The sequence below is a fragment of the Alkalihalobacterium sp. APHAB7 genome, assembly GCF_048323755.1.
Lineage (GTDB): Bacteria > Bacillota > Bacilli > Bacillales > Bacillaceae_F > Alkalihalobacterium.
Genome location: NZ_JBLWFS010000002.1, coordinates 233426 through 247039 on the forward strand (window position 1 = coordinate 233426; position 13614 = coordinate 247039).

At 39.0% G+C, this 13614-nt stretch carries 14 protein-coding genes; 2 read left to right on the plus strand and 12 right to left on the minus strand.

The features are described 5' to 3' along the window. Window positions 1-168: 168 nt before the first annotated feature. Window positions 169-1005: a DUF368 domain-containing protein gene (locus ACNSTQ_RS03515; protein WP_418198462.1), complete on the minus strand. Its 837-nt coding sequence runs from the start codon at window positions 1003-1005 to the stop codon at window positions 169-171. A 226-nt stretch (window positions 1006-1231) separates the two neighbouring features. Between ACNSTQ_RS03515 and spoVB the strand changes: the two genes are divergently transcribed. After that, on the plus strand, window positions 1232-2800 hold the full coding sequence (gene spoVB / locus ACNSTQ_RS03520; RefSeq protein ID WP_418198463.1) for a stage V sporulation protein B: 1569 nt from the start codon (window positions 1232-1234) through the stop codon (window positions 2798-2800). Window positions 2801-2897: 97 nt separating this feature from the next. Here spoVB and ACNSTQ_RS03525 read toward each other — a convergent pair whose 3' ends face one another. From ACNSTQ_RS03525 to ACNSTQ_RS03535, 3 genes are all read right to left on the minus strand, one after another. Beyond that, a complete protein-coding gene (locus tag ACNSTQ_RS03525) occupies window positions 2898-3182 on the minus strand; it encodes a hypothetical protein (RefSeq protein ID WP_418198464.1) in 285 nt (94 codons plus the stop codon). 153 nt (window positions 3183-3335) lie between these two features. Next, window positions 3336-3995 (minus strand): DUF421 domain-containing protein, encoded by a 660-nt coding sequence (locus tag ACNSTQ_RS03530; protein ID WP_418198465.1) that lies wholly within the window; start codon window positions 3993-3995, stop codon window positions 3336-3338. Window positions 3996-4263: 268 nt separating this feature from the next. Further along, a complete protein-coding gene (locus ACNSTQ_RS03535) occupies window positions 4264-5550 on the minus strand; it encodes an ArsB/NhaD family transporter (RefSeq protein WP_418198466.1) in 1287 nt (428 codons plus the stop codon). Between the two features lie 519 nt (window positions 5551-6069). Between ACNSTQ_RS03535 and ACNSTQ_RS03540 the strand changes: the two genes are divergently transcribed. Then, window positions 6070-6414, plus strand: coding sequence for a TIGR04086 family membrane protein (locus ACNSTQ_RS03540; RefSeq protein ID WP_418198562.1), 345 nt, complete (start codon window positions 6070-6072; stop codon window positions 6412-6414). 284 nt (window positions 6415-6698) lie between these two features. Here ACNSTQ_RS03540 and yajC read toward each other — a convergent pair whose 3' ends face one another. The 8 genes from yajC to ACNSTQ_RS03580 form a co-directional block, all read right to left on the minus strand. Then, complete coding sequence (yajC, locus tag ACNSTQ_RS03545; RefSeq protein WP_418198467.1) at window positions 6699-6962, minus strand: preprotein translocase subunit YajC; 264 nt, start codon at window positions 6960-6962, stop codon at window positions 6699-6701. 82 nt (window positions 6963-7044) lie between these two features. After that, window positions 7045-8184 (minus strand): tRNA guanosine(34) transglycosylase Tgt, encoded by a 1140-nt coding sequence (gene tgt, locus ACNSTQ_RS03550; protein ID WP_418198468.1) that lies wholly within the window; start codon window positions 8182-8184, stop codon window positions 7045-7047. Continuing rightward, a complete protein-coding gene (gene queA, locus ACNSTQ_RS03555; RefSeq protein ID WP_418198469.1) occupies window positions 8185-9228 on the minus strand; it encodes a tRNA preQ1(34) S-adenosylmethionine ribosyltransferase-isomerase QueA in 1044 nt (347 codons plus the stop codon). It abuts the gene before it with no gap. Window positions 9229-9307: 79 nt separating this feature from the next. Continuing rightward, window positions 9308-9526: a DUF2905 domain-containing protein gene (locus ACNSTQ_RS03560; RefSeq protein WP_418198470.1), complete on the minus strand. Its 219-nt coding sequence runs from the start codon at window positions 9524-9526 to the stop codon at window positions 9308-9310. After that, window positions 9523-10479 carry a Holliday junction branch migration DNA helicase RuvB gene (gene ruvB, locus ACNSTQ_RS03565; protein ID WP_418198563.1) on the minus strand — a complete coding sequence of 319 codons (957 nt, stop codon included), beginning with the start codon at window positions 10477-10479 and terminating at the stop codon, window positions 9523-9525. Before ruvB ends, ACNSTQ_RS03560 begins: the two co-directional genes overlap by 4 nt. Window positions 10480-10549: 70 nt before the next feature. Beyond that, window positions 10550-11164, minus strand: coding sequence for a Holliday junction branch migration protein RuvA (ruvA, locus tag ACNSTQ_RS03570; protein WP_418198471.1), 615 nt, complete (start codon window positions 11162-11164; stop codon window positions 10550-10552). Window positions 11165-11521: 357 nt separating this feature from the next. Then, on the minus strand, window positions 11522-12109 hold the full coding sequence (locus ACNSTQ_RS03575; RefSeq protein WP_418198472.1) for a BofC C-terminal domain-containing protein: 588 nt from the start codon (window positions 12107-12109) through the stop codon (window positions 11522-11524). Between the two features lie 221 nt (window positions 12110-12330). Further along, window positions 12331-13605 (minus strand): YhcN/YlaJ family sporulation lipoprotein, encoded by a 1275-nt coding sequence (locus ACNSTQ_RS03580; RefSeq protein ID WP_418198473.1) that lies wholly within the window; start codon window positions 13603-13605, stop codon window positions 12331-12333. Between the last annotated feature and the right edge of the window lie 9 nt (window positions 13606-13614).

Sequence of the window (13614 nt, forward strand, 5' to 3'; positions counted from 1 at the left end):
TTCACAGCTTTTGGTTAACACGTTCTTCTAACTTTTTCCTCTACCGCTCATCATTCGCCGCTTTCCGTTCACGTTTTCTCCTAATTTTTCCCTCTACCGCTTATCATTCGCCGCTTTTGGTTTTAATCAGCAATGTTGTTCCCGGTGTCCATAAAAAAAAACTGCCCCTTAGGACAGTTTTCCATTACGACTGGTTTCCATTTTGCCAAAGAAGGTAGCTACAGAAAAACCAGCAATAAACGTTACAATACTAACGATCAGTAACATTATGTTATTTTCGATTCCAGGGAAAATGACTACGATGGACCCGATGACCATTCCAATGATAAAAGCATATGTGAAAACGGGTAACGTCTTAAGTAAAAAACGAATGATCTTACTACTCACAATTAAGCCAACCCCTACTCCTGCCCCAACAATAAGTATAATCAATAGGTTTAACTCCGCAACGGCGTGAATAACAGAATGATATACACCTATTAATAACAAGACAAAAGATCCACTTATTCCAGGTAATAGCATCGCCATGCTTGCAATCCAGCCCGAGAAGAAAAAGACTAGTCCAGATGAAGCTGTCACCGTTTCAATTAATGTATGACTTTCTCTTTCAACAAAGAAGACTGTCGATCCAATAGCAATACTAGACACAACTAGAACTAAATAATGTGCAGGCTTAAACGTATTCTTATAATCTATCTTGCTAAATAGGTAAGGAATAATTCCGCCTATTAAACCTAGAAAGAAGAAATAAGTCGGCTGTGGATAGTACGCTAACAACCATTTAATTAGATGACTTAAGAGAAAAACTGCTAATATTGCTCCGATGGCTAAAGGAATTAAAAAGCCCAGATAATCTTTCCACTTTCGACTAAAGAAACCACTAATTGCTGCAATTAAACGATCATAAATTCCTAGGATAACAGCAATCGTTCCCCCACTTACACCAGGGACAAGGTCAGATATCCCAATCATCATACCGCGAAAGATATTTTTCCACTCAAACATATTAAATCCCCTTTAACAATGAGATGTATTTCAATTTATGTACAGCTTGTTTTGTTTATGCTGTCAACATTCAGAATCAAAAGTCATCTTCTCACTTTCTAACAGTTATGTCAATTTATTTTTCCAGTTATTATTTTCACCGAACAACTTGTCATGCTTGACCACCTTACTTGCATATAAATGAATGTAGACATAGACCACATTATTAGAAAGTAGGGCTTCTCACATGTCAAAACAAACCTTTATACAAGGTACGATTATTTTAATATTAGCTGGACTAATTACACGTATTTTAGGGTTTATAAATAAAATTGTAGTCGCTAGAATTATGGGTGCTGAAGGTGTAGGGCTTTATAGTATGGCCGTACCGACCCTCCTACTCGTAATCACCATTACACAATTAGGGTTGCCTGTTGCGATTTCGAAATTAGTGGCGGAAGCAGAAGCTAAAAAAGACCGCAAAAAGATAAAAAGAATTCTTGTTGTTTCACTAGCAACGACAGGAATTCTAAGTGGGATTTTTACTACCGCTATGATTGCTTTTGCACCTATCATTGCTAAAACGTTATTAACAGATGAACGAGCTTACCTTCCCCTGATTGCCATTGCACCGATTGTTCCAATTGTAGCTTTATCGAGTGTGCTTAGAGGATATTTTCAAGGGCGTCAAAATATGAGGCCTACCGCTTTTTCTCAAGTCATTGAGCAAGTTGTACGAATTACACTAGTAGCTGTTATGACAAGTGCGTTTTTACCTTACGGGGTTGAATACGCTGCGGCTGGAGCAATGGTTTCTGTCGTTATTGGAGAACTTGCTTCACTCTTTTATATGTTGTTTATGTTTAAAACGAATAAGCGCATTCGAATTCGTAGAGGCTTTATGGATTACTTACGTCAAGGAAAAACGACATTTAATGAACTGATGAGTATCGCGCTTCCAACAACAGGTAGTCGACTAATCGGATCCATTGCTTTTTTCTTTGAACCGATTGTTGTTGCTCAAAGTCTTGCGATTGCTGGGGTTGCAACAGTCGTTGCCACTAAGCAGTACGGTGAGCTTGCAGGGTTTGTCATTCCATTGCTTTTATTACCAACTTTTATCACGTATTCTTTATCTGTTTCTCTCGTCCCAGCGATTAGTGAAGCAGCCGCACAAAAAAGATACCGATTAATTAATCATCGTTTGGACCAAGCTTTACGACTTGCCCTTATATCAGGTGGAATTTCTGTTGTCGTTTTATATATATTTGCAGAGCCGATTATGTCTTTGATGTATAATGCTCCAAACACAGCGATCTATCTACAAGTCATGGCACCTTTTAGCATCTTTTTATATTTTCAGGGGCCATTACAAGCGACTTTGCAAGCTTTAAATTTAGCAAAAGCTGCGATGATGAACAGCTTATTCGGAGCCGTCATTAAAACAGCTGCAATATTTGTTCTTGCAACTAGACCAGAGCTTGGAATAATGGGTGCTGCCTTAGCGATTGTTATTGGTATGGTCCTTGTCACACTGTTACACTTTGCTTCTATCGTTAAAGTATTAAGCTTTACGTTACATGTTCGAGAAGTCGGTAAATCGCTACTTGCAATGATAGCGACTGGATCCGTTGGAATGCTCTTATATGAACATGCATTCTTATCGATGGGCTTACTTGTTAAGACCCTGCTCTCTCTATCGATTGTTGGCCTGTTCTACGGCTTCCTCCTAATCGTACTTGGTCTAATCAAAAAGGAAGAAATCATTCGGGTACCATTTATCGGAAAATGGCTAGCCCCATTCACAAAAGCGTAAAAAAATCGGTACCAGGCACCTTTAACGAACTGATGTGTTAAAGGTGCCTGGTACCGTTTACTGTGGTACGGTTTACTGCTGTGGTACCACTTATGGTTTACCACCAGAAGAAGGCACTTGCTAAGGCAAAACCTCCAATTGCCGCTAATGCAATGGGTACGAACCTCCCGTATCCATAACCAGCGCCGTAACCATAAGGTCCATATCCTCCATAAAACCCATAACTAAACCCACCAAGTCCCCCAGAACGTGGTTGTACGGGTTCGATATAAACGAATTGATGATCTACATTAACGATACGGCCATAATGCCTACGTCCACATTTTTCATAAATAGTAACAACTTTTCCTTGGTGCTTACAACACATTTGATAATAATCCATCTGTCTCCTCCTTTCTGTTACTACTGCATCCTATTGCAGAAAGGAGCCTATTGCTTGTACGGATGTACTATATTGGACCGTTTTTTTAATTATACAAGCCCAAGAACGGAGTGTAGCTCCCCTCCATTTCGTTAAATAAAGGAGGGCTAGCTCTTATTTTTCATCCTTTAAATCAATAAAGAAGCTATCGTCATCGTGTATAGCACAATAAGAGATTTTTTTAACATCTCGATAACCGAGTTTCCGTAATTGTTGTCTTAACCATAATGGCGTTTTACCGAGTTGTTCGAGATGATCTTCATTTACTTTTCCATCGAGAATTACTGGTAATGGTAATCTTGGCTGTTGATCATCTGGACGGTCTTTATCTTTTTCAATAACCGATAACTTACCTGAAGGCTCAAGGATAGCAAACTCCACATCAGACAATTTACTTACTTTGTTTTGCCTGAGTTGAACGAGTAAGTCATCAAAATTATACCGTTGCTTTCTCATTTCTCCTTCATCAATTTTTCCTTGGTTGATTAACACTGATGGCTTACCATCTACAAGTTTTCGTAATTTCTCACTTTTTAGTGAAATAAATGCAAAGAAAATTTGAATTAAAGAAAGTACGACGATCGGAATGATGGTATGTAGCATCGGGACACGAATATTTTCAATTGAGATTACCGCTAACTCTGCAATCATAATTGACACGACAAAGTCAAGGACTGATAACTGACCAATTTCTCGTTTACCCATAAAACGAAAAATAAACAGAATGATAAAATATATAAAGATTGTCCGTAAAATTATCGTTGAAAAATCCAAGTGATCGCGCCTCCCTTCATCTCACTCCTACGTACGTCATAAAGCTACAATAAAAGCTAAAGCAAAATAAACCTAGTCCTCCCTTATAACAAGGAAACTTAGGTTTATTTTTACCTTAGACAGTTAGAACATGAGATGAAGCTTTTGGTAACAAGTTCAAAGTGTTATCTGGACTCAGTTTCTCAATATAAATTGTTTTAAAAATGGCTATTCACATAAAATTTGTTGCTTTTGCACCGTTTTTAGCTTCACGCATAATGGGAGAGCGCTAAAAATAAATCAAATAACGAAAATAAATATAAATTGTGGAAATAATAAACGAGACAAGAGCAACCGGCGCACCTACTTTTAAAAACTCTAGATAGCTAAAAGATTGTTTCGCTTTCACAGCAAGACCTGCAACAATCACATTTGCTGTCGCGCCAATTAGTGTTGCATTCCCTCCTAGACAAGCACCTAAAGCTAGTGACCACCATAAAGGATCTAAGTTCGTCATTCCATAACTCTGAAACTCAAGAATAACTGGGATCATTGCTGCTACAAACGGAATATTATCAACAAAGCCAGAAAGTATACCAGATCCCCACAAGATGTAGATAGCAGTTTTTGGTAAGTCACCTTCTGTATAATAAATAATTGACTTTGCCATTTCATCGATCAAGCCAACTTCTTTAATTCCACCCACAAGCATAAATAACCCGATAAAAAAGAATAACGTTACCCACTCAATCGACTTAAATACCTCTTCTACATCTTGCTGTTGATAGGTTAACAGCATGAGTAGCAGCGCACCACCCATTGCAATGCTCGTTATATCCACGTTCAAAAGAGGTTGAATGATAAAGCCTACCGTCGTAAGACTTAAAACCGAAATGGATTTAAATAATAAAACTTTATCCTTTAAATAATCTTTCGGACGCACTCTTTCTAATTTCGATTGATCCTCTAATGTAACCTGCAAAGAATTACGATAATACGCAACCAACCCTAACATAACAACTATAAAAATGAGTAGGACCACAGGCCCTAGATGTACAAGAAAATCATTGAACGTTAGATGATCTACAGCTTGCCCAATCATCAAATTGGGTGGGTCTCCAATCAAAGTAGCCGTTCCTCCAATATTAGATGCCAGTATGATCGACAACAAAAAAGGGACAGCATTGAGCTTTAGCAGCTTAGTTAGAGTTAATATGATGGGAACAACTAATAAAACCATCGTTACATTGTTCAAAAAAGCAGAACCCAATGCAGTCATCAGTGATATTAAAATAAGAAGTGGAATAGGTCTACCATTAACGTATTTGGCAACATGAAGGGCAATGTACTCGAAAAAACCACTTTGACTAGTTATAGAAACTAAAATCATCATCGCTAACAGTAACGAGATTGTATGCCAATCAATATATTGCAGGAAAGCTCCATCCAAGTCGATAATTCCAACAAAAAGCATTCCTACTCCACCTAAACAGGCCACTAATGCCCGATTAATTTTCTCACTAATGATGAATATGTAACTGATGATAAAAATGATAAAGGCTAAGGTCACTTCCATGCTGAATTTTCCTCTCCTCTTATTTCTACCATCCTATGTTAGGGATGTCCCATTCATGTGTTTTTTTTAGAGGCCCTTTTTCTCAAAGGTTGCTATTTGTTTTGAACGGTTAGCATGCGAATGCATCGCTCTTCACGCATACCTAAAATACAGACAAATTTGCAACCAAGTATTAAAAAACCAAACAATTTTCAAAAAGTTTATTCTATGTTTGGCCAAGCATGAATAAGCTGTATTAACTGTATAAGTGCGTGTTCAAAAAGGAGGACAAAAGATCCAAGAAGTTCGAGGCGGTGCAGTTGCGAGTACCACAGCGTATGTTATTAATACGTGAGGAACGCAGCAACAAACCAACGAGCTTCCACAGGACGTGGTGACTTCGACGTTCCCACAGGACGTGGGGGGGTTAGTCGAAGATCTTCTACTGACAGAGATTTTGCCCGGACTTTTTGAACATCCTCTATAAATGAATGATTGAAAGGAGAGATTTCATTGGCATACCGTGGTATATTTGGATCCATGCTTTATGGTCTAATCGGTGTATTGTTTATTGCTGTTGCCTTTAGCTTTGTTATTTCATTAATATTATCATTCAGTTCTTTAACTGAAGCATCATTTTCTTGGTTTATTCTTATCGTATCCTTTTTAGCACTTTTCATCGGTGGAATGATTGCTGGTGTTAAAGCCAAAGAAAAGGGGTGGATGGTAGGAGCAGGTACTGCGCTTTTATTTACAGTAATCACATTATTGATCCAATATTTAGGATACAATTCAACCTTTACTATGGAACAGTATTTATATCATGGCGGCTATTTACTCGCTTCGGTCTTCGGTGGAATAATAGGCGTTAATTTAGGAAAATAAAAAAAGCGCAAGCGCCCGTTTTGCGAAGCCTCGCTAGTCGCTCAACACTGGAGCTAGACATCTTCAAATTTTATGCTTTCTTATCTTTTAAAAATGAAACAAGCTGTCTTTTAAGAATGCTATAACTTAAGGGACAGTTTTTTTATTTCCATGCTACAATCTTTACCTCAAACAATAAACTGTACCTATCTATACAAACAAAAAAAGAGACTGACTATATTAAGGCTCAGTTACTTCTACACACCGTAGATTTAAGCCTTAAGAGTCAGTCTCTTTTATGTAGATCAATCTGGGTTTACAACTTCACGTACCGCGTTACGATCAAACGTAAGCTTACGGTTATCGTTTACAAGAATAACCATGATGTCTTCGTCGATTGAATCGATGACACCATGCATGCCGCCAATTGTGATAATTTTATCACCTTTTTGTAAGGCTGCATGCATTTCACGAATTGCTTTTTGACGCTTTTGCTGTGGACGAATGAGTAAAAACCAGAAGATTGCAAACATCAGCAGCAACGGTAAAATAGTACCTAGCATTTCCATGTTAATTTCCCCCCTTTATAAAGTATAATGTTTTTCGTTTTGTTCAAAAAGACGATCATACGATCATTTTCTTTGAACGATTTTAGAAGTTTTTCGCATTAGGCTTATTAAATCCATATTGTTCGAAAAACTCTTCTTTGAAGTCAAGAAGACGGTCTTCACGAATTGCTTGTCTCACTTGTTCCATTAATTTTATCAGGAAATAAAGATTATGGTAAGAGCTAAGTCGAAATCCGAAAGTTTCCTCACATTTTACAAGATGTCGAATATAGGCACGACTATAATTTTTACATACATGACAATCACAATTTTCATCAAGAGGTCGATAATCTCTAGCATATTTTGCATTACGAACAACAAGACGTCCCGTGCTAGTCATACATGTACCATTCCTGGCAATACGTGTCGGTAATACACAGTCAAACATATCAATTCCTCGAATGGCACCATCGATAAGAGCGTCCGGTGAACCTACCCCCATTAAATAACGAGGCTTATTTGTCGGTAAAAGTGGTGTAGTAAATTCCAACACTCGATTCATAACATCTTTCGGTTCACCTACGGATAAACCGCCAATTGCATAGCCCGGAAAATCCAGTGAGACGAGATCAGCAGCACTTTGCTTACGGAGTTCCTCATATTCTCCACCTTGGACAATTCCGAATAACGCCTGGTCCTCTGGTCGTTTATGAGCCTTTAAACACCTCTCAGCCCAACGGCTCGTCCGTTCAACAGAGCTTTTCATATAATCATATTCTGCAGGGTATGGTGGGCACTCGTCAAACGCCATCATAATATCTGGTCCTAACGCATTTTGGATCTCCATCGCGCCTTCAGGACTAAGGAATAACTTCTCTCCACTTAAATGATTTCTAAAATGGACACCCTCTTCTACGATCTTACGTAAATCACTTAAGCTGAAGACCTGAAATCCACCAGAATCGGTTAAGATGGGACGGTCCCAGTTCATAAATTTATGTAAACCACCTGCTTCTTTAACGATATCATGACCTGGTCGCAACCAAAGGTGGTACGTATTACTTAAAATAATTTGTGCGTTAATTTCTTTTAATTCTTCCGGACTCATCGTCTTCACTGTTGCTAATGTCCCAACTGGCATAAAAATCGGTGTCTCAATTACACCATGGGGAGTATGAATTTTTCCTAGTCGAGCTCCAGACTGTTTACACGTTTTAATTAATTCATAGGTTACGGCAGACAATTAACGTTGCCCTCCTTCTCTAATAAACATAGCGTCACCGAAACTAAAAAAGCGATATTTATTTCGGACCGCATGTTCGTAAGCTGAAAGTATATTTTTTCTTCCTGCCAATGCCGATACGAGCATGACTAGTGTTGACTTTGGAAGGTGAAAGTTTGTAATTAAAGAGTCAATGCCACGGTATGTATACCCAGGGTAAATAAAAATATCCGTCCATCCTGAAGCCGCTTCAAACTCTCCATCACGTTGGCTGGCAATCGTTTCTAGTGTTCGGGCGGACGTTGTTCCTACAGCAGTAATTTTTCCACCTTGTTTCCTTACCTCGTTAAGAAGCGCAGCTGTTCCTTCGGTCATTTGATAAAACTCAGCATGCATCTCATGCTCTTCAATACTCTCGACACTAACGGGTCTAAATGTACCTAAACCTACGTGCAACGTAATAAAAGCAAGGTGTACACCCTTTTCTCGAAGCTTCTCAAGAAGTTCCTCAGTAAAATGTAGCCCTGCAGTTGGTGCAGCTGCTGACCCGCGATGTTTAGCAAAGACGGTTTGATAACGATCTTGATCTTCAAGCTGTTCTTTAATATAAGGTGGAAGAGGCATTTCACCAAGAGAATCTAATATTTCATGAAAAATCCCTTCATACTGAAATTCGATAATTCTGCCACCATGATCAAGACTCTGCTTACAGATGCCCCGAAGCTTTCCTTCACCGAAAACGAGTGTAGTCCCTTCTTTCACCTTTCTGCCTGGTTTTACTAGCGTTTCCCAAGAGTCACCTTCTAATTGTTTGAGAAGAAGAACTTCTACTTTAGCTCCTGTATCTTCTTTTATTCCAAACAGCCGAGCAGGAAGAACCCTCGTATCATTTAATACAAGACAGTCTCCTTCGTTAAAAAAGTCTACGATGTCGTAGAAGTGTTGGTCTTTTATTTCACCCGTTTCTTTATCCAAAACAAGCAGCCGTGATGCCGTTCGATCAAGTAAAGGGGTCTGAGCAATTAATTCTTCTGGTAAGTGAAAGTCAAAGTCGTTTACATTCATTTTATTCGTTCCTTTTCAAAATGATCAGATGTCAATCTTTATTAGCATACATAAACGAAAACTTAAACACAAGTACAACCTAACGAAATCGTCCGATGATCAATAAAATAAGTGAAATCACTACACTCAAAACAATGGAAGTAACAATTGGAAAATAGAAAGTAGCATTTTCCTTTTTAATTAAGATGTCACCTGGCAACTTTCCCAGAGGTAATATTCTTCCCCCTACTTGCCACAAAATTCCGATTACGATTAAAATGACACCAATCGTAATTAACAGCTTAGGCATATTGCTCAAGCTTCTGGCACCTCCATTTGAAAATGGTTATAGACTAAAGGTGTAACTACTCTTCCACGGGGAGTTCTTTGTAAAAAGCCAATTTGAAGAAGGTATGGTTCATACACTTCCTCAATTGTTTCTGGTTCCTCACCAATTGTGGCTGCAATCGTATCAATACCGACTGGACCACCACGAAACTTTTCAATAATCCCCATTAATAATTTATGATCAATATGATCCAATCCTAAACGGTCGACTTGCAGACGTTCTAAAGCGTGGTGAGCTAAGGATGCCGTTATTTGCCCATCTCCTTGTACTTGGGCAAAGTCACGGACTCGGCGGAGCAATCGGTTAGCAATCCTAGGTGTCCCTCGAGATCTCCTTGCAATTTCTAGTGCAGCATCTTCTCCTAGTTCTACTTCTAAAATGTCTGCAGTGCGTATAACAATTTGAGACAGTTCTTTTTCATTGTAAAATTCAAGCCTTGATAAAACGCCAAAACGATCTCTCAATGGTGCTGACAATAACCCTGCTCTTGTCGTTGCACCAACAAGTGTAAATGGTGGTAAGTCTAAACGTACTGATCTAGCTGTTGGTCCTTTACCGATAACAATATCAATACAAAAGTCTTCCATCGCAGGATATAACACTTCTTCAACCACCCTGTTTAACCGGTGAATTTCATCGATAAACAAGACATCCCCAGGTTCTAAAGCTGTTAATACGGCCGCTAAATCACCTGGTCTTTCTATAGCTGGACCGGAAGTCGTTCTCATCTGAACTCCCATTTCATTCGCAATAATAGCAGACAAGGTTGTTTTACCAAGTCCTGGCGGGCCATATAAGAGGACATGATCTAAGCATTCTTGACGCATTTTTGCCGCTTCAATAAAGATCTTAAGGTTCTCTTTAACCTTCTCCTGCCCAATGTACTGAGAGAATTGTTGCGGACGGAGACTGCCCTCAATCATGTCTTCTTCGATCTGCGATTGTGCAGAAATTATACGTTCTTCCACAGTTTTTCCTCCTGTCCGATTGTTATTATAGCTTCAGCATGAGTTGTAGTGCTTTTTTTATGTATTGATCCGTTGTCGTCTGTTCTTTTTCCAGCTGTGGAACAATCTTATTAATTTCACGATCCACGTAGCCTAATGCTTTTAACGCCTCAACAGCTTCTTCTAGCTCCTTTGACGCAATATTGTTCTTAGGCTTACTAAATGCTTCCGATACATCTTGTTGAAAAAGATTTGATGCAAATTCATCTAATTTACCTTTTAAATCTAAAATGATTTGCCTTGCCGTCTTTTTACCAACACCAGGAAATTTCACGAGAAACTTTTCATCTTCCTCTTCAATTGCATTAACCAGCTGTTCGGGTTGGCCCGAAGCAAGAATAGCTAAAGCACCTTTTGGTCCAATTCCAGAGACATTTAATAGCTTTTCAAATAAGTGTCGCTCTTTCCTTGTTTGAAAACCGTAAAGGCGGATTAAATCTTCTCTGACATGTTGGTATGTATAAATTTTACAGTCTTCATCTAATTCTTTTTGGAATATATAAGGGTTAGGACAATGAATTTGATATCCTATCCCGTGAGTTTCAATTACGATATATTGAACATCTATATGGTCTACTTTTCCTTGAATATAATCAAACAACCGACTCTCTCCCTTTTACTGCCATCTTTGTTAAACATTAATTACTAAGTTCAGCATATTCTAATCTTATGTAAAAAAACGAACATGTATTTCTATCTTATCATAATCAACCTTTTTCATATAGTGTAAACACAACCTTCGCCCCTAAGGCTAAGTGTAATGTTCTGTTGAAGGAGATTCTTGATTTACTCGTATTTTTCCCTTTAGCGCACACTATTCTCTGCTTTTGGTTACTGCATTCTCCTAGTTTTTTCCTTTACTGCTCATCATTATGTGCTTTTCGTTCACGCTTTCTCGAATCCTTTAACACAAGTAACAACATTAAACATAAAAAAGACGTGAAGTTATCACGTCTCTTTACATTTCTGTTATTGCATATTTCTCTAATATTTTTAAAACTTCCTGATAATTTTCACGTGACATTACCGGAATTCCATTTTTTAATTCACTTTCGTGATGACTCTTTAATTTTTTCGTATTTATTTGGAAGAACGACTGGATGATTTTTTGATCATCTGGTTTTCCTTCATAAATATTTAAAACTCCATCTTCTGAAATACCAAAATATCCATTAATTTTTAATAACGGTGATATATCATCTATCTCCTGTTTAAAAAGAATTTCTTCTTCATTTTGATCCACCAGTAACCATTGATCATAAAATGCCCAAAAATCTTCCATAGACCAAATGGTTTCTTCTACTACTTCTTCACTTATTTCACCATCTAAATATACACGTTGTAATTTGACCTGTACCTTTTTGGGCCCTGAGTCTTCATTTTCAACCATTTTCATTACTGGAACTGCTGACTTAGAAGCATGAGGTTGAATGGTCTTTACGCTTCCTGTTTGAAAACCTAAAAGCAGGACAAAACTTAAAGAAAATAGGACAGCTACAACCATATATTTTTTTGATATTTTCTTAATGATTTGACCGCCCTTCATATAATCACCACCATATAAAAAATAAAAGCATTTATTCATGATTATTCTAGCCATGAATAAATGCTTTTATCCGTAAAGTGATGAAATCCATTCCAATTGTTTAAGCTTTTATGAAGTTAAGGTATAAATTTACCATTACTGAACATGCTAGTACACAGAAGTAGTTATGTATATTGAACAGGAGAATTGATCTCCTGCTCAACTTAATAATCTAAATACAACTAGTTACGTGTACGTTCAAACGGTCGACCTGCTGCACGTCCCAAGTCTCTTACCATTTCAGTGAAAGTAGCACCTACTTCATCAAATGCTGCCCCGCCACGTAAACGGTCGTCCATTGTTCTAACACGTGTCATAGCATCTTTATCTGTTACAACATGAACGTTTTTACCACGTACCATGTTTTCAATGTTGTTCTCAACTTTTTCCTCTAGTTTAGCTTGATTTTGTTTATCTGTTGCTTCAACTGCAACTACAACTTCATCGTCATGCATAACTACACGGCAATCTCTAACACCGTCCATATTTTCTACAGAACGTTCAATTTCTTGAACTGTTTGTCCATCATATCCACGGTGATAATTAGCTGTAGTTTGACCTTTCATTGTACGATTTTGACCACGTAATACTCCACGTTGGTCTACCATACCTTCACGGTTTCCACCAGTAATACCTGTAGCCCCTTGACGAGTCCCAGCTTGGCCGTGCATACCGGCTCCACGAGTACCAGCTTTACCTTGGATAGCAGCACCACGCGTTGCAGCTCCGCCCATTCCAGTATGAGCATCATCTAATGTTCCATGCGGTACTGCAGTTCCAGCACCAGTCATACCTGTTCTTCCAGCCATGCCACGTCCAGTGAATCCTGCACCACCCATACCTGTTCCACGCATGTCGTAGTTAGGTCCTGTAATTCGTTGGTTTATCGTTCTATCTGTGCCTCTTAGGCCAGCTCCACGGTCGTTAACTCCTAATTGACCACCACGGATACCTTGCCCTTGACGTTGTTCAACGCCATAACCAGTAATACCTTGACGTCCAGCACGATTATTTGGTGTAAACATATCCGTGATTGGACCTTCCCCTGTCCATCTAGCACCAGTTACTCCACGACCGCCAGCAGCTCCAGCTCCAGCTCCAGCTCCAGCTCCAGCTCCAGCTCCTGTCATCCCGTGTCCACCAGTTCCAGTTCCAGTTCCTGCTCCAGCGCCGCCAAATCCAGCACCACCGAACAATCCGCCACCAGCACCTGCTCCAGCGCCTGCTCCAGCAGCTCCCTGTCCAGCCATTCCAGCTCCACGGCCTTGACCAAATAATCCAACTTCACCATGAGCACCTGCTCCAGCAGCACCTTGTCTGCCAGCATCTGTATAACCAATCTCTCGGTTAGCTGCACCAGCGCCACCCATATCTCTTGCTTGATTATCGACACCACATCCAGCTAAACCACCTATTATCATTGTTGCTGCAGTAATTGTGATCGCGAATTTTCGCATTTGTATCTC